The sequence below is a fragment of the Brenneria rubrifaciens genome (assembly GCF_005484945.1).
GTDB lineage: Bacteria > Pseudomonadota > Gammaproteobacteria > Enterobacterales > Enterobacteriaceae > Brenneria > Brenneria rubrifaciens.
The window spans coordinates 2,725,411-2,750,164 of sequence record NZ_CP034035.1; the positions used below are offsets into that span (position 1 = coordinate 2,725,411).

Annotated in this window: 18 protein-coding genes and 1 riboswitch; of the genes, 15 read left to right on the forward strand and 3 right to left on the reverse strand. The window is 56.5% G+C overall.

The genetic code is table 11. The features are described 5' to 3' along the window. Positions 1–66: 66 nt before the first annotated feature. A complete protein-coding gene (locus EH207_RS12425; RefSeq protein WP_137714270.1) occupies positions 67–675 on the reverse strand; it encodes a helix-turn-helix domain-containing protein in 609 nt (202 codons plus the stop codon). Positions 676–1,209: 534 nt separating this feature from the next. On the opposite strand from EH207_RS12425, the gene EH207_RS12430 reads away from it, so the two are divergent. The 9 genes from EH207_RS12430 (at position 1,210) to yegS (ending at position 16,125) form a co-directional block, all read left to right on the forward strand. After that, positions 1,210–2,391 (forward strand): MdtA/MuxA family multidrug efflux RND transporter periplasmic adaptor subunit, encoded by a 1,182-nt coding sequence (locus tag EH207_RS12430; protein ID WP_137714271.1) that lies wholly within the window; start codon positions 1,210–1,212, stop codon positions 2,389–2,391. After that, entirely contained in the window at positions 2,391–5,528 is a 3,138-nt protein-coding gene (locus tag EH207_RS12435) for an MdtB/MuxB family multidrug efflux RND transporter permease subunit (protein ID WP_137714272.1), read from the forward strand. Before EH207_RS12430 ends, EH207_RS12435 begins: the two co-directional genes overlap by 1 nt. Continuing rightward, a complete protein-coding gene (mdtC, locus tag EH207_RS12440) occupies positions 5,525–8,593 on the forward strand; it encodes a multidrug efflux RND transporter permease subunit MdtC (RefSeq protein WP_137714273.1) in 3,069 nt (1,022 codons plus the stop codon). The genes EH207_RS12435 and mdtC overlap by 4 nt, the downstream gene beginning before the upstream one ends. Before the next feature lie 3 nt (positions 8,594–8,596). Beyond that, positions 8,597–10,000, forward strand: a complete 1,404-nt coding sequence (mdtD, locus tag EH207_RS12445; protein WP_137714274.1) for a multidrug transporter subunit MdtD — start codon at positions 8,597–8,599, stop codon at positions 9,998–10,000. A 7-nt stretch (positions 10,001–10,007) separates the two neighbouring features. Then, positions 10,008–11,381: an envelope stress sensor histidine kinase BaeS gene (gene baeS, locus EH207_RS12450; RefSeq protein ID WP_137714275.1), complete on the forward strand. Its 1,374-nt coding sequence runs from the start codon at positions 10,008–10,010 to the stop codon at positions 11,379–11,381. Positions 11,382–11,406: 25 nt separating this feature from the next. Next, entirely contained in the window at positions 11,407–12,129 is a 723-nt protein-coding gene (baeR, locus tag EH207_RS12455; RefSeq protein WP_137714276.1) for an envelope stress response regulator BaeR, read from the forward strand. A gap of 188 nt (positions 12,130–12,317) precedes the next feature. After that, positions 12,318–13,280, forward strand: coding sequence for a glutathione S-transferase family protein (locus EH207_RS12460; RefSeq protein ID WP_137714277.1), 963 nt, complete (start codon positions 12,318–12,320; stop codon positions 13,278–13,280). A 126-nt stretch (positions 13,281–13,406) separates the two neighbouring features. Beyond that, on the forward strand, positions 13,407–14,768 hold the full coding sequence (gene trhP / locus EH207_RS12465; RefSeq protein ID WP_137714278.1) for a prephenate-dependent tRNA uridine(34) hydroxylase TrhP: 1,362 nt from the start codon (positions 13,407–13,409) through the stop codon (positions 14,766–14,768). 457 nt (positions 14,769–15,225) lie between these two features. Continuing rightward, a complete protein-coding gene (yegS, locus tag EH207_RS12470; RefSeq protein ID WP_137714279.1) occupies positions 15,226–16,125 on the forward strand; it encodes a lipid kinase YegS in 900 nt (299 codons plus the stop codon). Between the two features lie 11 nt (positions 16,126–16,136). Here the strand turns inward: yegS and psiE are convergent, their stop codons facing one another. Together psiE and thiD are read right to left on the reverse strand one after the other, a co-directional pair. Then, positions 16,137–16,547 (reverse strand): phosphate-starvation-inducible protein PsiE, encoded by a 411-nt coding sequence (psiE, locus tag EH207_RS12475; protein ID WP_137714280.1) that lies wholly within the window; start codon positions 16,545–16,547, stop codon positions 16,137–16,139. Positions 16,548–16,903: 356 nt separating this feature from the next. Continuing rightward, a complete protein-coding gene (thiD, locus tag EH207_RS12480) occupies positions 16,904–17,707 on the reverse strand; it encodes a bifunctional hydroxymethylpyrimidine kinase/phosphomethylpyrimidine kinase (RefSeq protein WP_137714281.1) in 804 nt (267 codons plus the stop codon). A gap of 124 nt (positions 17,708–17,831) precedes the next feature. Then, positions 17,832–17,931, reverse strand: a riboswitch (TPP riboswitch). Positions 17,932–18,289: 358 nt separating this feature from the next. Between thiD and EH207_RS12485 the strand changes: the two genes are divergently transcribed. From EH207_RS12485 to EH207_RS12510, 6 genes are all read left to right on the forward strand, one after another. After that, positions 18,290–19,681 (forward strand): NAD-dependent succinate-semialdehyde dehydrogenase, encoded by a 1,392-nt coding sequence (locus EH207_RS12485; protein ID WP_137714282.1) that lies wholly within the window; start codon positions 18,290–18,292, stop codon positions 19,679–19,681. An 11-nt stretch (positions 19,682–19,692) separates the two neighbouring features. Beyond that, positions 19,693–20,238: an NADPH-dependent FMN reductase gene (locus tag EH207_RS12490; protein ID WP_137714283.1), complete on the forward strand. Its 546-nt coding sequence runs from the start codon at positions 19,693–19,695 to the stop codon at positions 20,236–20,238. A gap of 289 nt (positions 20,239–20,527) precedes the next feature. Continuing rightward, positions 20,528–21,244, forward strand: coding sequence for a FadR/GntR family transcriptional regulator (locus EH207_RS12495; protein WP_137714284.1), 717 nt, complete (start codon positions 20,528–20,530; stop codon positions 21,242–21,244). A gap of 81 nt (positions 21,245–21,325) precedes the next feature. Beyond that, complete coding sequence (locus tag EH207_RS12500; RefSeq protein ID WP_137714285.1) at positions 21,326–22,837, forward strand: ABC transporter substrate-binding protein; 1,512 nt, start codon at positions 21,326–21,328, stop codon at positions 22,835–22,837. A 98-nt stretch (positions 22,838–22,935) separates the two neighbouring features. Beyond that, a complete protein-coding gene (locus EH207_RS12505; protein WP_137714286.1) occupies positions 22,936–23,883 on the forward strand; it encodes an ABC transporter permease in 948 nt (315 codons plus the stop codon). Continuing rightward, complete coding sequence (locus EH207_RS12510) at positions 23,880–24,752, forward strand: ABC transporter permease (RefSeq protein ID WP_137714287.1); 873 nt, start codon at positions 23,880–23,882, stop codon at positions 24,750–24,752. The genes EH207_RS12505 and EH207_RS12510 overlap by 4 nt, the downstream gene beginning before the upstream one ends. Positions 24,753–24,754: the final 2 nt, after the last annotated feature.

A 24,754-nucleotide genomic window follows, 5' to 3' on the forward strand; every position in this document is an offset into this window, starting at 1 on the left:
CAGATCAAGACAAGCACAGATTTGATAATCACGGGTTCGCCGTTGCCTCGGCCTTTGCCGCCGGGCTTAATTTCCCCTCGGGGGCGGCACGATGACCCAGATAGCGGTACAGATTTCCGTGGTGGAGTTGTTATGCCAGACATGGGGCAAGGAAGGATTGAACGTCAGCGTGTCGCCCTTCGCCAATAAATACCGCTGTTCTTCAACCACGATCTCAAGGCTGCCGCTGAGAACATGCACCATATCCGCCGCCGCTTTCAGGGTATAAGGCTCCGCTCCAGACCCCCCGAGAGGATCAATTTCAGACAACAACACCATCATTTCTTCATTGCCGGCGCCGCTGATTAAATATTCCCGCATCTTTTCGCCACCGAGACTGATCGGGGTTCCCTGACCGGCAGGCACAAAATTTGTCGAAGGGGGATCAAACAGTTTTGACGGCGTAATGCCCACCACCTCGCAGACACGCAACAACGTGGCGATGGAGGCTTGAGCCACGTTACGCTCAAGGCGGCTGATAAAAGATTTACTGACGCCAACTTGCTCAGCGACATCCTCAATACGCATACCTTTCGCTTTGCGAATCGCTCGCAGACGTATGCCGACATTGAAGTCAGCGCCGGCAGGGGTATGCTGATCTTTCTCAAATTCGCTCACAGGAAGTACAGAGGACATCGCTGATTCTCAAGTTGCATATTAGGTAACTTTTAAATTTTAAGCACATTTTATGCCATCTTGTTTTTCTGGCGGCGTACACATTTTATTGCCAGACTCAACTGATGCGAAAATTATTCAGGAAATGAAGATAAATTCATTAATATCATTGATATTAAGTATAAAAAAACCGTTTTACACCACCATAGTGCGCTGGCAGAAAATCAGAAGAAATATGTCTATAGACTATTTTTAAGCGGGATGCAGGTTAGCCAGGTCAATCCATAACGTTGCATAAAGGTTCATTTTTCTCGGCGTAATGCATCCTAAGCGGGCTGCGCGCCACTCCTTTGGTGCATCGCGGTAGGAGGGCGGAACCGCGTCAGGTTGCGGCCAGCGCGCGGCCTACAAACCCTGACACATCTTCCATATTTCCTTCATTTTTATCCGGTATGTACTGTTTAAACTAGTATGATCAGTGGTTTTATATAGCGTCTTGCTATTTATGGAACCTGAGCCATTCTCGGCGCAATCTGGAGAAATTAGTCCACTATTATGAATGCCAAACGCCTCTCACGTCTGTTAATACCCATTGCCGCCATCATTATTGCGGCCCTGCTGTGGCGTCACGTCAATCAACCCCAGACCACGAAAAATAGCGGCAGCCGACCTGCGGCCATGCAGACATTGCCGCCCGTACAGGTCGCGCTGACGCAATCGGCCTCAGTTCCCTACTACCTTTCCGGCCTCGGCACGGTGACCGCCGCCAACACGGTGACCCTCCGCAGCCGGGTGAACGGTGAACTGATGGCCCTGCACTTTCAGGAAGGTCAGCAGGTAAAGGCGGGGGACTTACTGGCCGAGATCGATCCGCGTCCTTTTCAGGTTGAACTGACTCAGGCACAGGGACAATTGGCGAAAGATCAGGCGGCGCTGGCAAACGCCCGTCAGGATCTATCCCGCTATCAGCAACTGGTAAAAACCAACCTCATCTCCCGCCAGGAGCTGGATGCGCAGACCGCGCAGGTGCGCCAGGCGGAAGGGGCGCTTAAAGCGGATGAAGGCGCGGTTGCCAGTGCGGAACTCCAGTTGGCCTACAGCAAGATTACCGCGCCAATCAGCGGCCGGGTCGGGCTAAAGCAGGTTGACGCAGGCAATTACATTACCAGCAGCGATACCAACGGGCTTGTCGTGATCACGCAAACCCACCCTATCGATGTGGTGTTCACCGTGCCGGAAGGCGAGATTGCCACCATTCTGAACGCGCAGAAATCAGAGCAACCGCCGATCGTCGAAGCCTGGGACCGCGCCAATCAGGAAAAGCTGTCGCAGGGCAGCCTGCTTAGCATGGACAACCAGATCGATACCACCACCGGCACCATCAAGCTCAAAGCACGCTTTGAAAATCTGGACGATGCGCTGTTTCCTAATCAGTTCGTTAATATCCGCATGAAGGTGGATACGCTGCAAAACGCCGTGATCGCCCCGACTGCCGCCGTGCAAATGGGGAACGAAGGACGTTTCGTCTGGATACTCAACGATAAGCGGGAAGTCAGCAAACGGCTGGTGACGACCAGCATTCAATACGGTCAGCAAATCGTGATTACCGCAGGTCTGGATGCCAACGTGCAGGTGGTGACCGATGGCATTGACCGCCTGACGGACGGGGCGAAAGTCGAGGTGCTGCCCTCGGCCCAAACAGAGAAAACACCGGTTCTCACCGGGGAGAAATCCTGATGCCAGCTAACGCGCCAGCCAGTGGCGGCGGCCCATCACGGCTTTTTATACTGCGTCCGGTCGCCACCACGCTGCTTATGGTCGCCATCCTGCTGGCGGGGATCATCGGCTACCGCGCACTGCCCGTTTCGGCCTTGCCGGAAGTCGATTACCCGACGATTCAGGTAGTCACACTTTATCCCGGCGCCAGCCCCGAGGTGATTACCTCGGCGATTACCGCGCCCTTGGAACGTCAGTTCGGTCAGATGTCCGGGCTGAAACAGATGTTGACCCAGAGTTCAGGTGGGGCGTCGGTCATCACCCTGCAATTCCAGTTGGAACTGTCGCTGGATATCGCGGAGCAAGATGTTCAGGCCGCCATTAATGCGGCAACCAACCTGCTGCCCACCGACCTGCCCTATCCGCCAACCTACAGCAAGGTGAATCCGGCCGATCCGCCGATCATGACGCTGGCGGTCACCTCCAGCGCCATGCCGATGACGCAGGTGCAGGATATGGTCGATAATCGCATCGCGCAGAAAATTTCGCAGGTGTCCGGCGTCGGTCTGGTTTCGCTGGCGGGCGGGCAACGTCCCGCCGTCCGGGTGAAACTGAACGCGCCCGCGCTGGCGGCTTATGGGCTCACCAGCGAAACGATTCGCACCGCCATCGCCGCCGCCAACGTCAATTCCGCGAAAGGCAGTCTCGACGGCCCGACGCGCTCCGTCACGCTGTCCGCCAACGATCAGATGAAATCCGTCGAGGACTATCGGCAACTTATCGTCGCCTGGCGTAACGATGCGCCGGTACGCCTGCGTGACGTCGCCATCATTGAGCAGGCTGCGGAAAACACCCATCTGGCTGCCTGGGCCAACCGCCAGCAGGCCATCATTATCAACATTCAGCGACAACCGGGCGCCAACGTCATCACCACCGCCGACAGTATCCGCAACATGTTGCCGGGATTGATCGCCAGCCTGCCGAAATCGGTTGATGTCGTCACGCTGACCGATCGCACCACCAACATCCGGGCGTCAGTCAAAGACGTACAGTTCGAGCTGCTGCTGGCAATCGCGCTGGTCGTGATGGTGATTTATCTGTTTTTGCGTAACGCCGTCGCCACGCTGATCCCAAGCATCGTGGTGCCGCTGTCGCTGATGGGCACCTTCGCCGCCCTCTATTTTCTCGGTTTTTCCATCAACAACCTGACGCTAATGGCGCTCACCATTGCCACCGGCTTTGTGGTGGATGATGCGATCGTGGTCATTGAAAACATCTCCCGCTACATCGAAAAAGGGGAAAAACCGCTCAATGCGGCGTTGAAAGGGGCCGGGGAAATCGGTTTTACCATCATCTCGCTGACATTTTCGCTGATAGCCGTGCTGATCCCGCTGCTGTTTATGGGTGACATTATTGGTCGTCTGTTCAGTGAATTCGCCATTACACTGGCCGTCGCCATTCTGATTTCAGCGTTTGTCTCGCTCACGCTCACCCCCATGATGTGCGCGCGTATGCTCAGCCCTCAGTCACCGCACAAGCAGAACCGTTTTACCCGCGCCAGCGAGCGATTCTTCACCCGGCTGGTGGAGGCTTACGGCCGTTATCTGCGTATCGTGCTGAATCACCCGTGGCTGACGCTGGGCGTCGCGTTAGCCACCTTGCTGATGACCATCCTGCTCTACCTGTGGATACCCAAAGGATTTTTTCCGGTACAGGACAACAGTATTATTCAGGGAACGGTGCAGGCGCCGCAGTCGGTCTCGTTTCGTAATATGGCCGACCGCCAGCAGCAGGTGACCTCGATCATCATGAAAGATCCGGCGGTGCAGAGCGTCTCCTCCTTCGTGGGCGTCGACGGCACCAATGCGACGCTCAACAGCGGCCGTCTACAGATCAACCTGCGACCGCTCAACGCGCGCAGCGAACGCATTCCCGACATCATTGCCCGGCTGCAACAGCAGACCGCCCAGATCCCCGGCATTCGGCTTTATTTGCAACCGGTTCAGGATCTGACCATCGATACGCAGATCAGCCGCACGCAATATCAGTTTACGTTGCAGACCCTGTCGCTGGACGCGCTAAGCCTGTGGGTGCCCAAGCTTATGGCGGAACTGCAAAAACTGCCGCAGTTGCAAGACGTCAGCAGCGACTGGCAGGATCGGGCGCCGGTCGCCTTTGTCAACGTCAACCGCGACAGCGCCAGCCGCCTGGGGATTACCATGTCGCAGGTTGACAACGCCCTGTACAACGCTTTCGGTCAGCGCCTGATTTCCACGATTTATACCCAGGCCAGCCAGTATCGCGTGGTGCTGGAACACAATACGGACAATAACGCCGCCACCAACCACAACGCACTGGACGCGCTGAACGACGTGCGGTTAATCAGCAGCGACGGCGCCGCCATTCCGCTCAGCAGTATCGCGACCATAGAGGCGCGTCAGGGCGCGCTGGCGATCAACCGCATCGATCAATTTCCCGCCAGCACGATCTCCTTTAACGTCAACCCCGACTACTCGCTGGGAGAGGCCGTGGACGCCATCACGCAGGCAGAGCAGTTAATGGATCTGCCCGCGGATATCACCACCCGTTTTCAGGGCAGTACGCTGGCGTTTCAGTCGGCGCTGGGCAGCACGGTCTGGTTGATCGCGGCGGCCGTGGTCGCCATGTATATTGTGCTTGGCGTGCTGTATGAAAGCTTCATCCACCCGGTGACCATTCTCTCAACCTTGCCCACCGCCGGGGTCGGCGCTTTGCTGGCGCTGATGGTGGCAGGCAGCGAACTGGATGTGATTGCCATTATCGGCATCATTTTATTGATCGGCATCGTGAAGAAGAACGCCATCATGATGATCGACTTCGCGCTGGCCGCCGAGCGGGAACAGGGGATGAAACCCTATGACGCCATCTATCAGGCTTGTCTGCTGCGTTTTCGACCGATCCTGATGACCACGCTGGCGGCCTTGCTCAGCGCCCTGCCGCTGATGCTGAGCACCGGCGTGGGCGCGGAGTTACGCCAGCCGCTAGGGATCTGTATGGTTGGCGGTCTGGTGATGAGCCAGATTCTGACCCTGTTCACCACGCCGGTGATTTATCTGCTGTTTGACAGCCTGTCGCAACATTTCCGCCGCGTGCCGCGTCAGGGGGAAGAAACCGAGTGAAATTCCTGGCCCTGTTTATTCATCGGCCCGTTGCCACCACGCTGCTGACATTGGCGATCGCCATTTGCGGCGTCATCGGATTTCGCCTGCTGCCGGTTTCCCCGCTGCCGCAGGTGGATTTTCCGGTTATCTCGGTCAGCGCTTCGCTGCCGGGCGCCTCGCCGGAAACCATGGCCTCCTCGGTCGCCACGCCCCTGGAGCGTTCGCTGGGCCGGATTGCCGGCATCAGCGAAATGACCTCCAGCAGTATGCTCGGCAGTACCCGCATTATCCTGGTGTTCAACCTCGACAGGGATATCAACGGGGCCGCCCGTGATGTGCAGGCCGCGATCAATGCCGCTCAGAATCTGTTGCCGTCCGGCATGGCGAGCCGCCCGACTTACCGGAAGGTGAACCCTTCCGATGCGCCCATTATGATCCTGACGCTGACCTCGGAAACCTACGATCAGGGACGGCTCTATGATTTTGCCTCGACCCGGCTGGCGCAGAAAATTTCCCAGATGGAAGGCGTGGGCGATGTCTCGATTGGCGGCAGTTCGCTGCCCGCCGTACGTGTCGCGCTCAATCCGAGCGCGCTGTTTAATCAGGGTATTTCGCTGGATGACGTGCGGCAGGCCATCAGTCAGGCGAATGTGCGCCAGCCGCTGGGCAATATTGAAAACCACCAGCAGAACTGGCAGATACAGACCAACGATGAATTGAAGACCGCTGATGCCTACAAGCCGCTGATCATCCACTACGGCAACGGGGCGGCGGTACGACTGAGCGACGTGGCAACCGTTGAAGATTCAGTGCAGGACGTGCGTAACGCCGGGATGGTTAATGCCAAACCCGCCATTCTGGTGGTTATCCGCCGCACGTCCGACGCCAATATCATCAAGACCGTGGATACTATCCGCGCCGCCTTGCCTGAACTGCGCGCCAGCCTGCCGGCATCGATTCAACTTGATGTCGCACAGGATCGCTCACCCACCATCCGCGCTTCGCTGGCCGAGGTGGAGCAAGCGCTGGTGATTGCTGTCGCGCTGGTCATTCTGGTGGTGTTCCTGTTTCTGCGCTCCGGCCGCGCCACGCTCATTCCCGCGATCGCGGTGCCGGTTTCCCTGATCGGGACTTTTGCCGCCATGTATTTGTGCGGGTTCAGTCTGAATAACCTGACGTTGATGGCGCTCACCATCGCCACCGGTTTTGTGGTGGATGACGCCATTGTGGTACTGGAAAATATTGCCCGCCACATTGAGGCGGGCATGAAGCCGCTGCAAGCCTCATTGCAAGGGGTCCGCGAAGTGGGCTTCACCGTACTGTCGATGAGTCTTTCGCTGGTCGCCGTTTTCATTCCGCTGTTGTTGATGGAGGGTCTGGAAGGCCGGCTATTCCGGGAGTTCGCCGTCACGCTGTCGGTGGCGATCATGATTTCCCTGCTGATTTCGCTCACGCTGACCCCGATGATGTGCGCCCGGTTGCTCCGCGCCGCGCCCAAACGCAGCCAACCGCGCCGCCGCGGTTTCAGCCGTGTCATCATGGCCGTGCAGCAGCAGTATGGGCGTTCGCTCAAGTGGGCGCTCAACCATGCCCGCTGGGTATTGGTGCTGCTATTGGGAACGGTGGCGCTGAATGTCTGGCTGTATATCAGCATTCCGAAGACCTTCTTCCCTGAGCAGGATACCGGCAGGCTTATGGGGTTCATTCAGGCGGACCAAAGCATTTCCTTTCAGGCGATGAAGGGGAAACTCCAGGACTTTATGACTATCGTTCACAACGATCCCGCCGTGGATAACGTGACCGGCTTTACCGGCGGATCGCGCACCAACAGCGGTTCGATGTTTATTTCCCTCAAGCCGCTATCCGAACGTCATGTCAGCGCCCAGCAGGTCATCAGCCGCCTGAGAAGCAAACTGTCGCAGGAACCGGGCGCCAACCTGTTTTTAATGTCGGTGCAGGATATCCGCACCGGCGGGCGCGAAGCGAACGCCGGCTACCAGTTCAGCCTGTTGTCTGACGATCTTGGCGATCTGCGCACCTGGGAGCCGAAAATCCGTGATGCCCTGAGCAAACTGCCCGAACTGGCCGATGTGAACTCCGATCGGCAAAACAAAGGGTCGGAAATGGCGCTGACCTACAATCGCGATGCGATGGCGAAACTGGGGATCAGCGTCTCCAGCGTGAATGCATTATTGAACAACGCGTTCGGCCAGCGGCAGATCTCCACGATCTACCAGCCGCTCAACCAATATAAGGTGGTGATGGAGGCGGATTCCGCCTATACGCAGGATGTGAGCACGCTGGATAACATGTTCGTCATCAACAATGACGGAAAACCGATCCCGCTCGCATACTTCGCTCGCTGGCAGCCGACGAATGCGCCGCTGTCCGTCAACCATGAAGGTCTGTCCGCGGCGTCGACGATCGCCTTTAACTTGCCGGAAGGGTCAACGCTCTCGGCGGCCACCGCCGCGATCGGGCGGGCGATGACTGCGCTGAGCGTACCCTCTACGGTACGTGGTCAATTCTCCGGTACGGCACAACTCTTCCAGCAGTCGCAATCCTCTCAGTTGATGCTGATTCTCGCGGCGATCGTTACAGTCTATATTGTGCTCGGTATGCTGTACGAAAGTTATGTGCATCCGTTAACCATTCTTTCCACCCTGCCTTCCGCAGGCGTGGGCGCGTTGCTGGCGCTGGAGTGGTTTGGCGCGCCATTCAGTCTGATCGCGCTGATTGGGATTATGTTGCTGATAGGCATTGTTAAAAAGAACGCCATTATGATGGTGGATTTTGCATTGGCGGCGCAGCGTGCCGGCGGACTTAGCGCCAAAGACGCCATTTTTCAGGCCAGCCTGCTGCGATTCCGCCCGATTGTGATGACCACGCTGGCCGCGCTGTTCGGCGCCTTACCGTTGATGCTCGCCAGCGGCGACGGCGCCGAGCTGCGCCAGCCGTTGGGGATTACCATTGTCGGCGGGCTGGTGGTAAGCCAGCTACTCACGCTCTACACCACACCGGTGGTGTACTTGTTTTTCGACAAGCTCAGGGATTTTTCAATTCAGTCACCAGAGGAATCCTGAAAAATGGTCACTCAACCCGCCTCCGTTCGCTGGCAACTCTGGATCGTCGCCTTCGGCTTTTTTATGCAAGCGCTGGATACCACCATCGTGAACACCGCCTTGCCGTCGATGGCCGCCAGCCTGAATGAAAACCCGCTGCGTATGCACTCGGTGATCGTCTCCTATGTGCTGACCGTCGCCATCATGCTGCCGGCCAGCGGCTGGCTGGCCGACCGGATCGGGGTTAAAAATATCTTCTTCTCCGCTATCCTGCTCTTTACGCTGGGCTCGCTGCTGTGCGCCCGGGCGGGAACCCTGAACGAACTGCTGATCTCCCGCGTGATTCAAGGCGTCGGCGGGGCGATGATGGTGCCGGTGGGACGCCTGACCGTGATGAAGATTGTGCCGCGCGACCAGTATATGGCCGCCATGACCTTCGTCACCCTCCCCGGTCAGATTGGTCCGTTGATGGGTCCGGCTCTCGGCGGCTTTCTGGTGGAATACGCCAGTTGGCACTGGATTTTCCTTATCAATCTGCCGGTGGGCATTGTCGGCGCGCTGGTCACTTGGTTCCTGATGCCGAACTACAGGATGCAAACCCAGCGTTTTGATATGCGCGGTTTCCTGTGGCTCGCGGCGGGAATGGCAACGCTGACGCTGGCGCTGGACGGGCACAACAGCCTCGGCATTCCGCCCATTGTTATCGTCGCGTTGATCGCGGTCGGCCTGATTTCCCTGCTGAGCTATTGGCTGCACGCCCGCAACAACAGCCGGGCGCTGTTCAGCCTGCGGCTGTTTAATACGCAGACCTTTTCCATCGGCTTGACCGGCGGGCTGCTGGCCCGCATCGGCAGCGGCATGCTGCCGTTTACCACCCCGTTATTCCTGCAAGTCGGGATGGGGTTTTCACCGTTCAATGCCGGGCTGATGATGATCCCCATGGTGCTGGGCAGCATGGGGATCAAACGCGTCGTGGTGCAGATTGTGAACCGGTTTGGCTATCGCCGCGTGCTGGTGGCGTCAACCTTGCTGCTGGCGCTGGTGACGTTGCTTTTTGCACTGGCGGCGTTAATGGCGTGGATGTGGCTGCTGCCTGTGGTGCTGTTCTTCCTCGGCATTATGAATTCAATTCGCTTTTCATGCCTGAATACCCTGACGCTGAAAGATTTGCCCGATACCCTCGCCAGCGGCGGCAACAGCCTGCTCTCCATGACCATCCAGCTCTCATCCAGTTTGGGCGTCAGCGTGGCCGGGCTCCTGTTGGGGATGTTTTCACAGCAGCATACCAACATGGGCGCCTCAGAAACACACACCGTGTTCCTCTCTACCTACCTGAGCATGATGGTCATCATCGCGCTGCCGGCCTTGATTTTTAATCGCGTACCGCCGGATACCGTCAAACAATCGACACTTCCCCGCCGATCGTGAGGTTGCCATGAAATTTGGAATTACCGCCAAACTCTTTTTTGCGATTTTCGCCACCTGCATGCTGGTCTTGATCACCATGCATTGGGGCGTGCGCATGAGCTTTGAGCGCGGATTCATCGACTACATCAAACACGGCAACGAACAACGGGTCGTTCAGCTACGCAACGCCCTGGCCGAGCAGTATCAGCAACACGGCGACTGGTCGTTTCTGCGTAATAACGAACGTCTGGTGTTTAAAATACTGCATTCGATGGATCAAAATGCCGGCGACAACTCCAACCTCGGGATACAGGGCTGGCGCGTTCGTCTCTGGGTGCTTGATGCTGCAAAAAACAAGCTGTTTGGCTCACAGGCGCCACTCCCCAGGGAAGGCGAGTGGCAAGCGATCAGGGTGCGGAATCAAACGGTCGGCTGGGTCGTCGCCGCCCCCAGCGAGCGGCTGACCCGCAACGCCGATATCAATTTTGACAGACAGCAGCAGCGAACCAGTTGGCTGATTGTGGCGCTGTCGACGCTGCTGGCTGTTATTGCCACCTGGTTAACCTCTCGCGGCCTGCTGGCGCCGGTGAAACGGCTGGTGAATGGCATGCACCGTCTGGCTGCCGGCGATTTCAGCGCGCGCGTGAGCGCCACTACCCATGATGAGCTTGGCCGTCTGGCGCAGGATTTCAATCAGCTCGCCAGCGCATTGGAAAAAAATGAACAGTCCCGGCGGGATTTCATGGCCGATGTTTCCCACGAATTGCGAACGCCGCTGGCGGTGCTGCGCGGCGAACTCGAAGCGTTACAGGATGGCGTTCGTCTGCCTGACGCCGGTTCGCTGAGTTCGCTACAGGCCGAAGTCGCGACGTTAACCAAGCTGGTGGACGATCTTCATCAACTGTCGCTCTCCGATCTGGGGGCGCTGGCCTATCGCCGGCGCGCCGTGGATATTGTGCAACTGCTGTATATCGCCATTGCCGCGTTTAGCGAACGCTATCAGAAAAAACACCTCGCGCTGACGATGGATTTGCCTGCGCGGGCAACGGTTTTCGGCGACCCTGACCGGTTGGGCCAGTTGTTCAATAATCTGCTTGAGAACAGTCTGCGCTATACCGATGAACACGGAAAGCTCGCCATACAGGTTGCGCTGCGTCAGACACAGTTGTTAATCATCTGGCAGGACAGCGCCCCCGGCGTCACCGATGAACAGCTTACGCTGATTTTTGAACGGTTTTACCGGGCGGAAAGCTCGCGTAACCGCGCCAGCGGCGGCTCCGGGCTGGGGCTGGCCATCTGCAATAATATCGTTGAGGCGCATGGCGGACGACTGTATGCTGAACACGCCTCGTTGGGTGGCCTGATGATAACTGTCGAGCTGCCTTTGTATTCATCAGGATAATGCGCCACCACAGAATCAAAAACAGATGACAACTGAATCGGCTTTCACTAATCCTTTACCTGTATTGATCGTTGAAGACGAGCCTAAGTTGGGACAATTACTGGTCGATTATCTTCAGGCTGCGGATTATCAAACCCATTGGATCACCAACGGCAATGACGTCGTTGACTGGGTGCGCGACACCCCGCCCGCGCTGATTCTGCTGGATCTGATGTTGCCGGGCTGCGACGGTCTGACCCTTTGCCGCACCATCCGTCAGTTCTCCAACGTACCGATCATTATGGTGACCGCCCGCAGCGAGGAGATCGATCGCCTGCTCGGATTGGAAATCGGCGCGGATGACTACATTTGCAAACCGTTCAGCCCACGGGAAGTGGTGGTCAGAGTCAGAACGTTACTGCGCCGCTGCGGTTGGCAAACCCATCCTCGACAACCGATGGAAAAAACCGCGTTACAGATCGATAAAAGCGGATTTCAGGCCAGCTACCTCGGTCAGAATCTCGATCTGACCCCGGCGGAATTCAGGCTGTTAAAAACCTTATCCACGGAACCGGGCAAGGTTTTTTCCCGTGAAGAACTGCTGGATAAACTCTATGACGACTACCGCGTCGTCACCGATCGCACGATTGACAGCCATATCAAAAACCTGCGCCGCAAACTGGAACTGCTTGATGAGCAAGCCTCGTTCATCCGCACCGTCTATGGTATGGGCTATCGCTGGGAAGCGGCGCCTTGCGAGCTGGTCTAACCCATTGCCGACCGGGATTGGCCAGGAAAAATCAAACATCCGCACCTTAGCCACAGCCTGGTCACTCGCGTCCGGTCAAAAAATCTGTCCGACAGGGTTAAAAATTTAGCATTTTCTCTTGCTTCATGGCTGTTAGACTTTCAGGTCTAAAATAATGACTCACGCACAGTAGATCGAGGGAGAGAACAATGTCAGGTTTAGTAGACGGCAAATGGGTCAACGGCGATGTCGCGGCCGAAGAAATCAAAAACGGCGCCTTTCATCGGCAGGAAACCCGATTTCGGCAAACCGAGATTGTCCCCGAATCCGGGCGTTACCAGCTTTTTGTCTCATATCTCTGCCCGTGGGCGTCGCGTACCTTGATTTTCCACAAGTTGAAAGGGCTGGAAAACATGATTTCGCTTTCCATAACGGAACCGCGCATCGGCGATAACGGCTGGGAATTCGCCGTCCCGCAGGACGTGGGCGAGCAGGTTGCGCCGATCCGTTTTCTGCACCAGCTTTATACCGCCAGCGAACCGCATTACACGGGGAAAGTCTCGGTTCCCGTGTTGTGGGATCGTCAGGAAGGCCGAATTGTTAACAATGAATCCGCAGAAATCATCCGCATTTTGAACCACGCCTTTAACGATCTGAACGGTAACCGTCTGGATTTTTACCCCGCCGCTCTGCGTGACGAGATCGACTACTGGAACGAAAAGATTTATCACAATGTGAATAACGGCGTGTACAAAACTGGTTTTTCTAAGACGCAGGAGAGCTACGATCAATCAGTAACCACCCTGTTCAACGCCTTGGATGAACTCGAAAAACACCTGGCCGTCCGCCGCTATATTGCCGGTAATACGCTGACCGAAGCGGACTGGCGCCTGTTCGTTACCCTGATTCGCTTTGATGTCGCCTACTACGGCGCCTTCAAATGTAATCTGCGCCATATCGAGGATTACCCCCACCTGTCCCACTACCTGCGCGACCTTTATCAGTGGCCGGGGATAAAAGAAACCGTCAATCTCGATCACATCAAAGCGGGTTATTATGGCATTTTGTGGCTGAACCCTACCGGCATCGTTCCGAAAGGTCCGTTGCTTGATCTGCACCGTCTGCACAACCGGGATCGGCTTGGTGAGCCGGTCGTGGCGTTGGGTAAATAAGATGACGCAATAGACCCGCTTTTTGTGGGCCGTCTGCTGCATTTTTTGCTTATTAGCGCTAGAATCCCCGCCTTTACTGCTCCCGCCGGGAGCAGCCTGACTTGTGATCAGAATCGAGACACCGCCATGTTCAAACCGGAATTACTTTCTCCGGCCGGTACGTTGAAAAATATGCGTTACGCCTTTGCCTATGGCGCCGATGCGATTTATGCCGGTCAACCCCGTTACAGCCTGCGAGTCCGTAACAACGAATTCAACCATCAGACGCTGGCGCAAGCCATTAATGAAGCGCATGAGTTGGGTAAGAAATTCTATGTTGTGGTTAACATTGCGCCGCACAACGCAAAGCTGAAAACCTTCCTGCGCGACCTGCAACCCGTGATCGACATGGAACCGGATGCGCTGATCATGTCCGATCCGGGCCTGATTATGCTGGTACGGGAAAACTTCCCGCATATGCCGATTCACCTTTCCGTGCAGGCCAACGCGGTGAACTGGGCAACAGTGAAATTCTGGCAGCAAATGGGGCTGAGCCGCGTGATTTTATCCCGCGAGCTGTCGCTGGAAGAGATTGAGGAAATCCGCCGCCAGGTGCCGGAAATGGAACTGGAGATCTTTGTCCACGGCGCCCTGTGCATGGCCTATTCCGGCCGTTGCCTGCTGTCCGGCTATATCAACAAGCGCGATCCCAATCAGGGCACCTGCACCAACGCCTGTCGCTGGGAATATAACGTACAGGAAGGAAAAGAAGACGACGCGGGCAATATCGTCCACCAGCATGAACCTATCGCGGTGAAAAACGTTGAGCCCACGCTGGGTATCGGCGCGCCTACCGACAAAGTGTTTATGCTGGAAGAGAACCAGCGCCCCGGCGAGTACATGAGCGCCTTTGAAGACGAGCACGGCACCTACATTATGAACTCCCGCGATTTGCGTGCGATTCAGCATGTGGAGCGTCTGACGCAAATGCAGATTCATTCACTGAAGATTGAAGGCCGAACCAAATCCTTCTACTATTGCGCTCGCACCGCTCAGGTGTACCGTCGCGCCATTGATGACGCCGCCGCGGGAAAACCCTTCGATCCGACGCTGTTGCAAACGCTGGAGGGCCTGGCCCACCGGGGTTATACCGAAGGGTTCCTGCGCCGCCATGTACATGAGGATTATCAGAATTACGATTACGGCTATTCCGTCTCCGAACGCCAGCAGTTTGTGGGCGAATTTACCGGCATGCGCCGTGACGGTCTGGCGGAAGTGGCGGTAAAAAACAAATTCTCCTGCGGCGATAGCGTGGAAATGATGACGCCCGGCGGCAATATTCAGTTCACCCTTGAAGCCATGCAAAATGCCAAAGGCCAGACGACGGACGTCGCGCCGGGGAACGGGCATACTGTCTATTTGCCGGTTCCCGATGACATCGCGTTGGATTATGCGCTGCTGTTGCGTAATTTGCCCGGAACCACCACACGCAATCCAAACGCGAAATAGTGCGATATCGCCGCCGGATTATCGTCGTTAATCTGGCGGCAGGCCAGCGGCCCTATCCCGCATCACCGCTGGGTCCGGCCAGCCACCCCCTCCGCAAAGCAAGGTGGAAGGTGACTAATATAGCCACAAAAAGCAGGGTATTAGACAAAAATTAGAATCAGATCACACCAATGGGTAAACCTTTTGGTTAGTATAAACCTGCTGAGAAAATCTAGAATGAAAAATAAGCGTAGTGACACTACTAGGAACCACCTCCTTAGCCAGCTCAATCTCCCTTGAGCTGGCTTTTTCTTTCCCGCTCTCTTGTCGTTTGTCACCGCAATATCATGGTCTTAAGTGTACACGGCGGTTCTCAATTCACCGATTCTTCTGATACCTATGGTGGTATTTCCTGACTATGATTATCAAGGTTTTAACCCGCCGTCTTTCATCTGAATGCCCTGATAGGGAGAGTGCTATGGATAAACGCCCGATGACTTTGCTGATACTGAACGGAAAAAGCGCTGGTAATGAGGAACTTCGCGAGGCGATAGGGGCGCTTCGTCAGGAAGGCTATCATCTTGATGTGCGCGTAACCTGGGAATTTGGCGATGCGCAACGCTATGTCAACGAGGCGATTCAACTGAAAGCCGACAACGTGATTGCCGCCGGTGGCGATGGCACCGTCAATGAAGTGGCAGCAGCGCTTGCCAAACTGTCTGAAAAGCATCGGCCTTGTCTGGGTATTGTTCCTTTGGGAACCGCCAATGATTTCGCGGCCAGTTGCCAAATCCCGGCTGAACCGCGCCACGCCCTGACGCTGGCCATCAAAGGCCGGCCGGCGGCGATAGATATGGCGAAAGTGAATGATGAACACTATTTCATCAACATGGCGACGGGCGGGTTCTCCACACGGATCACGGCAGAAACGCCAACCAGGATGAAATCGGCTTTAGGCGGCGCCTCTTATGTGCTTCATGCGCTGTTTCGTATGGATATGCTGCAATCCGAACGCTGCGAAATCCGCGGGCCGGATTTTAGCTGGTCTGGCGATACGCTGGTCATTGCCGTGGGGAATGGGCGTCAGGCGGGCGGGGGGCAGCAGCTTTGCCCGGAGGCGCTGATCAACGACGGATTTCTGGAGCTCAGCGTGCTTTCCGCGCAGGAACTGCTGCCCAATATGCTCCAGGCTTGGTTCACCGGCAGCGAAAACCAGAACATGATTTCCGCTACGTTGCCCTGGCTGGAAATCACCGCGCCAGACGAAATGACTTTCAATCTGGACGGTGAACCGATCAAAGCGAAACGTTTTCTTATCGAGGTACTGCCAGCCGCTATCCAGTGTCGCCTGCCGCCGCAGTGCGCGTTGCTGGGATAGGGGCGCCATGATTATTCGCGTTTCAGTTGGTTAGTGTTGGCCAGATAGAGTGTCACGACCAGCAGCAAAATCGCCGCCGCGTACACCAGCGTATCCAATGGGCTTTTGTGATCGACAATGATAAACCGGATAATCGCGGTGATGCCAATGTAGACAAAATAACGCAGTGGAAAATGATAGCCCGACTGAAAATACTTGACGATCAGCGCAATAAACTCAAAGTAGAGAAAATAGATCACAATCCCTTCTATCAACTGATAGGAGGACTCTTTTTCGTTAGTCGTCGTCAACAAAACTTTTGCCAGATGCACCGTCTCCTTCACCAAAAAAATAACCAATATCGTCGCCAACACCAGCAACCCAATATTTAATATCGTCTGAAGCACATTAGCGGCCAGAGTACTGCGAGCCGAACCTGCCATATCCATTCCCTCACGTCGTATTACTCACTTATCAAAAGCAAGTTGTTGTTATCATCTTGCTTATCTGGCCAGGCCATCCTTCCGAAATACCCACGAGAGGACGGCCCGATGGCACCCATAGATCGGCCAACCTGCTTGTACCGGGAAAAATTACCGAGCGCGGTTCGCAATGTCCACGCGTTTTATTCCTTAATTTAATTGAATTAGTGCCTACCCATCCTACTTCAAGTTGCATGCAAGCTGGCTTTCCTCGCTCACCCCGGTCGCTTTCTCATGTAAGCCCCTGGGGATTCGCTGTGTCGCCGCCCTCCTGCAACCCGAAGTATTTTAGGTTTAGATACATAACTGAATACCTTTCACCACCAACGATGAAAATGATGCACCGGCCCGATGCCCTGCCCAACCTCCAGCGAATCCGCCTGTTGCAACGCCTGTTGCAGATACGCCTTGGCTTCGCGCACGGTTTCCGCCCAGGACGTGTGCCGAGGTCTCAGCGCGGCAAGGGCGGCAGAGAGCGTACACCCCGTACCATGCGTATGCCGGGTATTGATTCGCGGGGAAGCAAAACGCAAGGGGGATGCCTGCTGGCTGAACAGCCAGTCCGGGCTTTCCTCTTCACTCAGGTGCCCTCCCTTCATCAGTACCGCCTGACACCCCATCGCCAGCAATGCCTCACCCTGTTCGCACATCGCCTGCTCGCTTGTGGCTGGCGGGCAATCGAGCAGCGCGGCCGCTTCCGGCAAGTTCGGCGTAATCAGCGAGACCACCGGTAACAGTAAACGCCGCAGCGACGCCACGGCGTCAGGCGAAAGCAGCGGATCGCCGCTTTTTGCCAGCATGACCGTATCCAGCACCACGCAAGGCAACCGGTAATGGCGCAGACGTTCGGCGACGGCTTCGATAATATCCGCCTGCGCCAGCATCCCGATCTTGGCGCTATCAATACGGACATCACTCAGCACTGAATCCAGTTGTGCCGCGACAAAGTCAGGCTCAATCCGGTACACCGACTGGACGCCGCGCGTATTCTGCGCCACCAGCGCGGTAATCACCGTCGTGCCGTAAGCCCCCAACGCGGAAAATGTTTTTAAATCGGCCTGAATGCCCGCCCCGCCGCTGGGATCGGTACCGGCGATCGTTAACGCGTTAATCCGCTTCATGCCGCCCCCGGCGCGCAGGCAGCGCATGTAAGGAATCAGAGAGGCCACCCCACAGGCGGCGGGTAAAAGAGACAGGTCGAGTGTTCATTATTCTCCCAACCGGCGTTCAAGAAGGCGGTAACCGGCTGGCATACCGTGACTTCCCTCCGCTGGCATTATCCAGTTCAGGTAATACGGGTATTTCTCAGCCCTGCGCCACCGCAAAGGCACCCCGAGTCATTGACGAATAATTGTAAAACCGATGTGGAACCGCGTTCAACGCGGCTCAACAGGCAAAAGGGTATATAAGCGCATAAAGAACAGCAATAGCTATTCTTTCATTGCCGCTTTCATCTCCCCGTTTCCCTCATGGCGACAGAAGGTTATGTCCGCTTTTCCCCACGGGTTTGGCAATCCGTTAGGCGAATACTTATTTCCTACTCATCTTTTTCCGAGTTTCAGGGACATTGGCCGTATCTTGAGATCTATTGGCTATAGTTTATTGGCGGAGCGCGAGTCTTCGGCTCTGTCCATCACGTTGGCGAAACATGCCCTAATTCAGTGGATGGGACTTTTTAGTACCTTGTTTTCAGGAGGTTTGTAGTGGGATATGCAACAACCAACCCGTATACCGGCGAAACGATCAAAACGTTCCCTGACGCCACAGACGCGTTCGTCGCTGACGCCATCACGAAAGCCCATAACGCCTTTCTTGACTGGAAAAATGCCGCCTTCTCGACACGCGGCGCGATATTGCAAAAAGCCGCCGATCTGTTGCGCCGGCATAAAGAAGAACTCGCACGCTTGCTGACGCTGGAAATGGGGAAACTGATTGGCGAAGCGCGCGCGGAAGTCGAACTGTCCGCACAAATCTTCGAGTACTATGTTCACCATGCAGAGCGCCTGCTGGCGCCTGAAACGCTTCCGGTCGCCAACCCGGAAGAAGCGACGGCGCAACTCGTTCATGAACCATTAGGCGTGCTGTTGGCCATTGAACCCTGGAACTTCCCGTATTATCAGATCGCCCGCATTGTTGCGCCGCAGCTTTCCGCGGGTAACGCCATTCTCCTGAAACACGCCTCTAACGTACCGCAAAGCTCCGCCCGTTTCGAACAACTGATGAAAGACGCCGGCCTGCCGGACGGCGCATTCATCAATCTGTACGCCACGCGTCAACATATTGACTTGATTCTGAACGATCCCCGGATTCAGGGCGTAGCATTAACCGGCTCAGAAGACGCCGGGGCGCGGGTGGCTCAACAGGCGGCTAAAGTTCTGAAGAAATCGACGCTGGAATTAGGCGGCACCGATGCGTTTATCGTGCTGGCCGACGCCGATGTGAAGAAAGCGGCTAAATGGGCGGTGTTTGGCCGCCACTGGAACGGCGGCCAGGTGTGTGTGTCTTCCAAACGCATGATCATCGTTGACGCGGTATACGACGAATTTCTGGATCACTATGCCCAGGGTGTCGCGGCGCTGCGCACCGGCGATCCGTTTGATGAAAACACCACGCTCGCCCCGCTCGCTTCACCTAAAGCGGTGGAAGAAGTGAAACAAAAAATCCAGTTGGCGGTTTCGCACGGCGCGAACGCGCTGGAGGTCGGGCCTGCGGTGCCGAAACAGGGCGCTTTCGTTCAGCCGACGATCCTGACGGACATAACGCCGGATAATCCCGCCTACTACCTGGAATTTTTCGGCCCGGTTTCCATGCTATTTCGCGCCAAAGATGAAGATGATGCGGTCAACATCGCCAATGACTCACCCTTTGGCCTCGGCGCTTCCATCTTCACGCGCGACACGGCACACGGTGCGGAAGTGGCGAAGCGAGTTTCCGCGGGCATGCTGTTCATCAACCACCCGACGCGAGTGAAAGCCGATCTGCCCTTCGGCGGCGTTCGGCGTTCGGGCTACGGACGAGAACTAACCGGACTGGGTATCAAAGAGTTTGTGAATCACAAATTGATTTCTATTGTCGATATCGATGCTGAATTTTAAGGGACAACGCGATGAGTACGATTAAACTGTTAGGTATCGCAGGCAGCCTGCGCCAAACCTCTACCAACCGCGGGTTACTGCGCGCCGCCCAATCCGTTCTTCCGGCGGGCGTCTCGCTGGAAATCGCCGATCTGCGGGATGTGCCTTTTTATAACGCCGACCTTACCGACCTGCCCGAATCCGTACAGCGTATCGCCCGCCAGGCGCAGCACGCGGACGGTTTCGTTTTCGCCTGTACGGAATATAACTACTCCGTGGCCCCGGCGCTCAAAAACATTCTCGACTGGCTTTCGCGTCTTCCCGATACCGACGTCATGACCGACAAGCCTGCCGCTTTGATGGGTGCCGGTGGCGGAATGGGCACCTCCCGCGCGCAATACCATCTGCGTCAAACCTGCGTTTTCCTGAACATTCATCCGCTGAATAAGCCGGAAGTATTTTCAAATGCCTTTGCCGGTAGCTTTGATGAGCAAGGTAATCTGCAAGACGAGAAAATCGTGACGTTGATTACCGGACAAATGAAGGCGCTCGCCGAGGTTATCGCCCGGAAGAAATAACTCCGCCCCCACCACGCATGCCGTCTGTCTGCCCCATTCCGGCTGAAAGACGGTATTTTTCCTGCTGTCAGGTCATCTCAAATGCGGATCATCCTGCACGGATAACCCACGCCTGAACGTTCGCACCTTGCCGTCACGTTTTCCCCCTTGCAAGACCCGCTCGTCAAATTACCAGCCATGACATGGCGAGGAACAACAAAATACCTTGACTTCATCATCACAGCATGCTCTTTTTGAACCAATCTAGAATTGGAACGAACCAATGATTAAAACCTCAGAGAGAAACAACATGGAGAATTCAAATTATGCGCTGGAGCGGTTGCGGGAACTGCTGCGCGTGAGCGCCATCGAGCCGAATGGAAAACTCCCGACGGAGCGTGCGCTTTCGGAGATCTGGGGCGTAGGCAGGCGGGAAGTCCGCCGTGCGCTGGAGGTTGTCGAAGCGGAGGGTCTGATCTGGCGCAAGCAGGGAGCCGGCACATTTCTCGGGCAAAAACCGGACAGTTGGAGCGCTCATGCAGCCAATCTGGTGGAAGAAACCAATTTCATGGAGATCATGGAAGTGAGGCTTCGTATCGAGCCGCAACTGGCGCAACTGGCGGCACTGCGCGCCAAGCCGGGAGACATCGAACGCATGCGTGCGCTCAGGGACAAGATCTACGAGCGTACCGACGCGGACTGGCGCGAGCTCTGGGATGGTTCGCTCCATCGTCTGATTGCGCAAAGCGCCGGCAACCAGCTCTTTCTTTCGCTGTTTGACGTCGTCAACCGCGTTCGACAAGACCCGGCATGGCAGGCCATGCGCGAACGCGCGCGCAGACAGAACGCGTCGCCCACGGCTTCGCATGCCCAACATACCGAAATCATAGAAGCTATCGCCGCGCGCGACCCGGTAAGGGCGGGCGAGGCGATGCGTCAGCACCTGCTGACACTGGAGGAGCGATTAATACGTCAGACGTCCCTGGGTGACTTCGTGCCGTCATCAAGGGGAGACGTATCGCGCTGATGTTCAGGCAGGCCCGGCCTGTCTGCAATTAAGCCAAGAGCCGGAAAATCGGCCAGCAACACCTGACCAGAGGAAAACAACATGAATAAACTGACTAAAATAACCGGGCTCTTGCTGGCCGGGATCATGACAATATCTCCTGCTCTTGCGGCGGAATTGCGCATTGGCCTACAGGACGACGCGGACGTATTGGACCCCGCGCAGTCCCGTACTTTCGTGGGCCGAATCGTTTACACCAGCCTGTGCGACAAGCTGGTTGATGTCGATAACACCCTTTCAATTATTCCCCAGCTTGCCACCAAATGGGAATGGGGCGCCGATGGCGGCACGCTGACCATGGACTTGCGCGAAGGCGTGGTATTCCATGACGGAACGCCTTTCAACGCCGAAGCCGCCGTCTATAATATCCAACGTTACCAGACCATGCCGGAATCGCGCCGCAAGAGCGAACTGGCCTCCATCGCCAGCGTTGAAGCGACAGGCGAACACCAGATCAAATTTACGCTCAAGCGCCCGGACGCCAGCCTTCTGGCCCAGTTGTCCGACCGCGCCGGTATGATGATTTCGCCCAAAGCCGGCAAAGCAATGGGCGCCAACTTCGGCGCCAACCCGGTTTGTTCAGGCGCCTTCAAATTCGTTCAGCGCATTCAGCAGGATCGTATCGTGCTGGAGAAGTTCGCCGACTACTGGAATGCCGACAATATTTTTATCGACAAGGTCACATTCCTTCCCATTCCAGATACCACCGTTCGCCTTGCCAACCTGCAATCCGGTGAGCTCGATCTCATCGAGCGCATTTCCGCATCCGACACCGCCGCCGTCCAGCAAGACGCCAATCTGGTTTACGGCAAAGTCATCGGACCGGGCTACATGGCGCTGTACGTCAACATCGGCAACGGTCCGAAAGCGGATAACCCCTTCGGCAAGGACAAGCGTCTGCGTCAGGCTTTCTCGCTCTCCATCGACCGTGAAGCCATCAATCAGGTGGTGTTCGAGGGAACGGCATTGGCGGGTAACCAGCCGTGGCCTTCAAGCAGTCCGTGGTACAACAAGAACCTACCGCTCCCGGCACGGGACGTGAAAGAAGCCAGGGCATTAATGAAGGAAGCCGGTTTTGAAAAATACGATATCGAGCTTCAGCACGCCAACAACACTACGCAAACGCAGATGATGCAGGTTGTTCAGTCGATGGCTGCCGAAGCCGGCTTCAACGTCAAACTGAAGGCTACCGAGTTCGCCACCCTGCTTGCCGAGCAGACCGCGGGTAATTACGTGCTGTCGCGCTCCGACTGGTCCGGCCGCCCTGATCCAGACGGCAACATCCATCAGTTCGTCACCTGCAAGGGCGGCATCAACGACGCCAAATATTGCAACCCGGAAGTTGACAAGCTGCTGAACGAGGCTCGGGCATCGACAGACAATGCGGTGCGCAAAGCGAAATACGATGCGGCGACCGCCATTCTGAATGACGATCTGCCGCTCATCTATCTCGGTCATCAGGCCTATCTGTATGCCTACGCCAAAACCATCTCCGGCTTCGCGCCGTCGGCTGACGGCATGATCCGTCTGACGGGCGTCAAGAACGGCGACTAAGCCGGCTTTGTCAACGGCCTGGATGACGCCTGGGATGACGTAGTATTCCGCATCCCGGGCTATCCGGGCGGCGCATGGTCTGTAAAGGAGTTGTACTGATGCACATCTATATCGGCAAACGGCTGCTGGTAGCGATACCGACGCTGTTGATCATATCCATTTTCGTCTTCTCACTGCAAAATCTCCTGCCGGGCGATCCGATACTCGCGATGGCCGGAGAAGAACGCGATCCGGCGGTGATCGAATTATTACGCGAGAAGTACCGGATGAACGATCCCATCGTTTATCAATATTTCTATTGGCTCGGCGCCGTTCTCCAGGGGGATTTCGGCGTTTCGCTGCGCACCAATCAGCCGGTATTGGAACTGATTGGCGAAAAACTGCCGGTCACCCTCCAGCTTGCGGTAATGTCGATGTTCTTCGCGCTGATTATCGGCGTGCCGATCGGTATTCTGGCGGCGGTAAAGCAAAACACGACGCTTGATTATCTCGCCAATGTCGTGGCCCTTTCCGGCCTGTCCATTCCTAATTTCTGGCTCGGCATCATGTTGATCCTGCTGATTTCCGTGCAACTGGGGTGGTTGCCCGCATCGGGTTACGAATCGTTGTTCGTCGATCCGCTGCGCTCGCTGCAAACCACCCTTATGCCCGCCTTTGTGCTCGGCACGTCGCTGGCGGCGACGCTGATGCGGCATACCCGTTCGGCCATGCTCTCCGTCATGAAGTCGGATTATATCCGCACCGCGCGCGCCAAAGGGCTCTCCAACCGCGATGTGGTGCTCAGCCACGCCTTCCGCAATGCGCTTTCACCCGTCATCACGCTGACGGCGCTGCTGTTTGGCGAGTTGCTTGCCGGTGCGGTATTGACCGAGCAAATCTTCACCATTCCCGGTTTCGGCAAACTGATCGTCGATGCGGTGTTCAACCGCGACTATGCGGTGGTTCAGGGCGTAGTGCTCTGCACCGCGGTGGGGTTCATTGTCATGAATCTGCTGGCCGATGTGCTGGCCGTGTTGCTCAACCCGCGTATGAGGAGCGCCCTATGAGTGTTTCCGACCCATCGTTGTCCGCTGCCCGGCCCGTGCGGGAGTACCGCGCCTGGAAAAAGATGAAACGCAATCGCAGCGCAATTGCCGGATTGATCATCATCGTCTTTTTCACCCTGCTGGCGGTTTTTGCGCCTTTCCTGCCGCTGGCCGATCCTTACGCCACCAGTTGGAGCGCGCTCCGCAAGGCGCCCTCCGCCGCCCATTGGCTCGGCACCGACGATATCGGCCGCGATGTGCTCTCCCGCATGGTATGGGGCGCTCAGGCGTCGCTGATGGCCGGCGTGATCTCTGTCGCCATCGCCGTGCTGATCGGCGTCCCGTTCGGCCTGGTTTCCGGTTACTTCGGCGGGTGGATCGATCAGGTTATCTCCCGCGTCACCGAAGCGTTTCTTGCCATGCCTTTCCTTATCATGGCAATTGCGCTGGCCGCCTTTCTGGGGCCAAGCCTGACCAACGCCATGCTCGCCATCGGCCTCTCCGCCGTGCCGATCTTCGTACGCCTGACGCGTTCGCAGGTGCTGGCGGTAAAAACCGAGGACTATATCGAAGGGGCGCGATCCATCGGCCTGGGCCACGGCGATATCCTGCTGCGTTATATTCTGCCGAATATTCTGCCGCCGATCATCGTTCAGGCGACGCTGACGGTGGCAACCGCCATTATTGCCGAAGCCAGCCTGTCTTTCCTCGGCCTCGGTCAGCAAGCGCCCGCCGCCAGTTGGGGCTCGATGCTCAACGTGGCCAAAAACTTTCTGACGCAGGCGCCCTGGATGGCCATGTGGCCGGGCGCGGCCATTTTCCTGGTGGTCATCGGCTTCAATCTGCTTGGCGATGGTCTGCGCGATGCGCTCGATCCGCGCGAAAACTAAAA

What these genes read in the sequence shown, in the direction of transcription:
- EH207_RS12510 (WP_137714287.1), top strand. Translation starts at nt 23,880, where the DNA reads ATGAGTGTTTCCGACCCATCGTTGTCCGCTGCCCGGCCCGTGCGGGAG.
- thiD (WP_137714281.1), bottom strand. Translation starts at nt 17,707, where the DNA reads ATGAAGCGGATTAACGCGTTAACGATCGCCGGTACCGATCCCAGCGGC.
- EH207_RS12490 (WP_137714283.1), top strand. Translation starts at nt 19,693, where the DNA reads ATGAGTACGATTAAACTGTTAGGTATCGCAGGCAGCCTGCGCCAAACC.
- EH207_RS12460 (WP_137714277.1), top strand. Translation starts at nt 12,318, where the DNA reads ATGTCAGGTTTAGTAGACGGCAAATGGGTCAACGGCGATGTCGCGGCC.
- trhP (WP_137714278.1), top strand. Translation starts at nt 13,407, where the DNA reads ATGTTCAAACCGGAATTACTTTCTCCGGCCGGTACGTTGAAAAATATG.
- yegS (WP_137714279.1), top strand. Translation starts at nt 15,226, where the DNA reads ATGGATAAACGCCCGATGACTTTGCTGATACTGAACGGAAAAAGCGCT.
- EH207_RS12495 (WP_137714284.1), top strand. Translation starts at nt 20,528, where the DNA reads ATGGAGAATTCAAATTATGCGCTGGAGCGGTTGCGGGAACTGCTGCGC.
- EH207_RS12500 (WP_137714285.1), top strand. Translation starts at nt 21,326, where the DNA reads ATGAATAAACTGACTAAAATAACCGGGCTCTTGCTGGCCGGGATCATG.
- mdtD (WP_137714274.1), top strand. Translation starts at nt 8,597, where the DNA reads ATGGTCACTCAACCCGCCTCCGTTCGCTGGCAACTCTGGATCGTCGCC.
- EH207_RS12435 (WP_137714272.1), top strand. Translation starts at nt 2,391, where the DNA reads ATGCCAGCTAACGCGCCAGCCAGTGGCGGCGGCCCATCACGGCTTTTT.
- baeR (WP_137714276.1), top strand. Translation starts at nt 11,407, where the DNA reads ATGACAACTGAATCGGCTTTCACTAATCCTTTACCTGTATTGATCGTT.
- baeS (WP_137714275.1), top strand. Translation starts at nt 10,008, where the DNA reads ATGAAATTTGGAATTACCGCCAAACTCTTTTTTGCGATTTTCGCCACC.
- psiE (WP_137714280.1), bottom strand. Translation starts at nt 16,547, where the DNA reads ATGGCAGGTTCGGCTCGCAGTACTCTGGCCGCTAATGTGCTTCAGACG.
- EH207_RS12430 (WP_137714271.1), top strand. Translation starts at nt 1,210, where the DNA reads ATGAATGCCAAACGCCTCTCACGTCTGTTAATACCCATTGCCGCCATC.
- EH207_RS12425 (WP_137714270.1), bottom strand. Translation starts at nt 675, where the DNA reads ATGTCCTCTGTACTTCCTGTGAGCGAATTTGAGAAAGATCAGCATACC.
- EH207_RS12505 (WP_137714286.1), top strand. Translation starts at nt 22,936, where the DNA reads ATGCACATCTATATCGGCAAACGGCTGCTGGTAGCGATACCGACGCTG.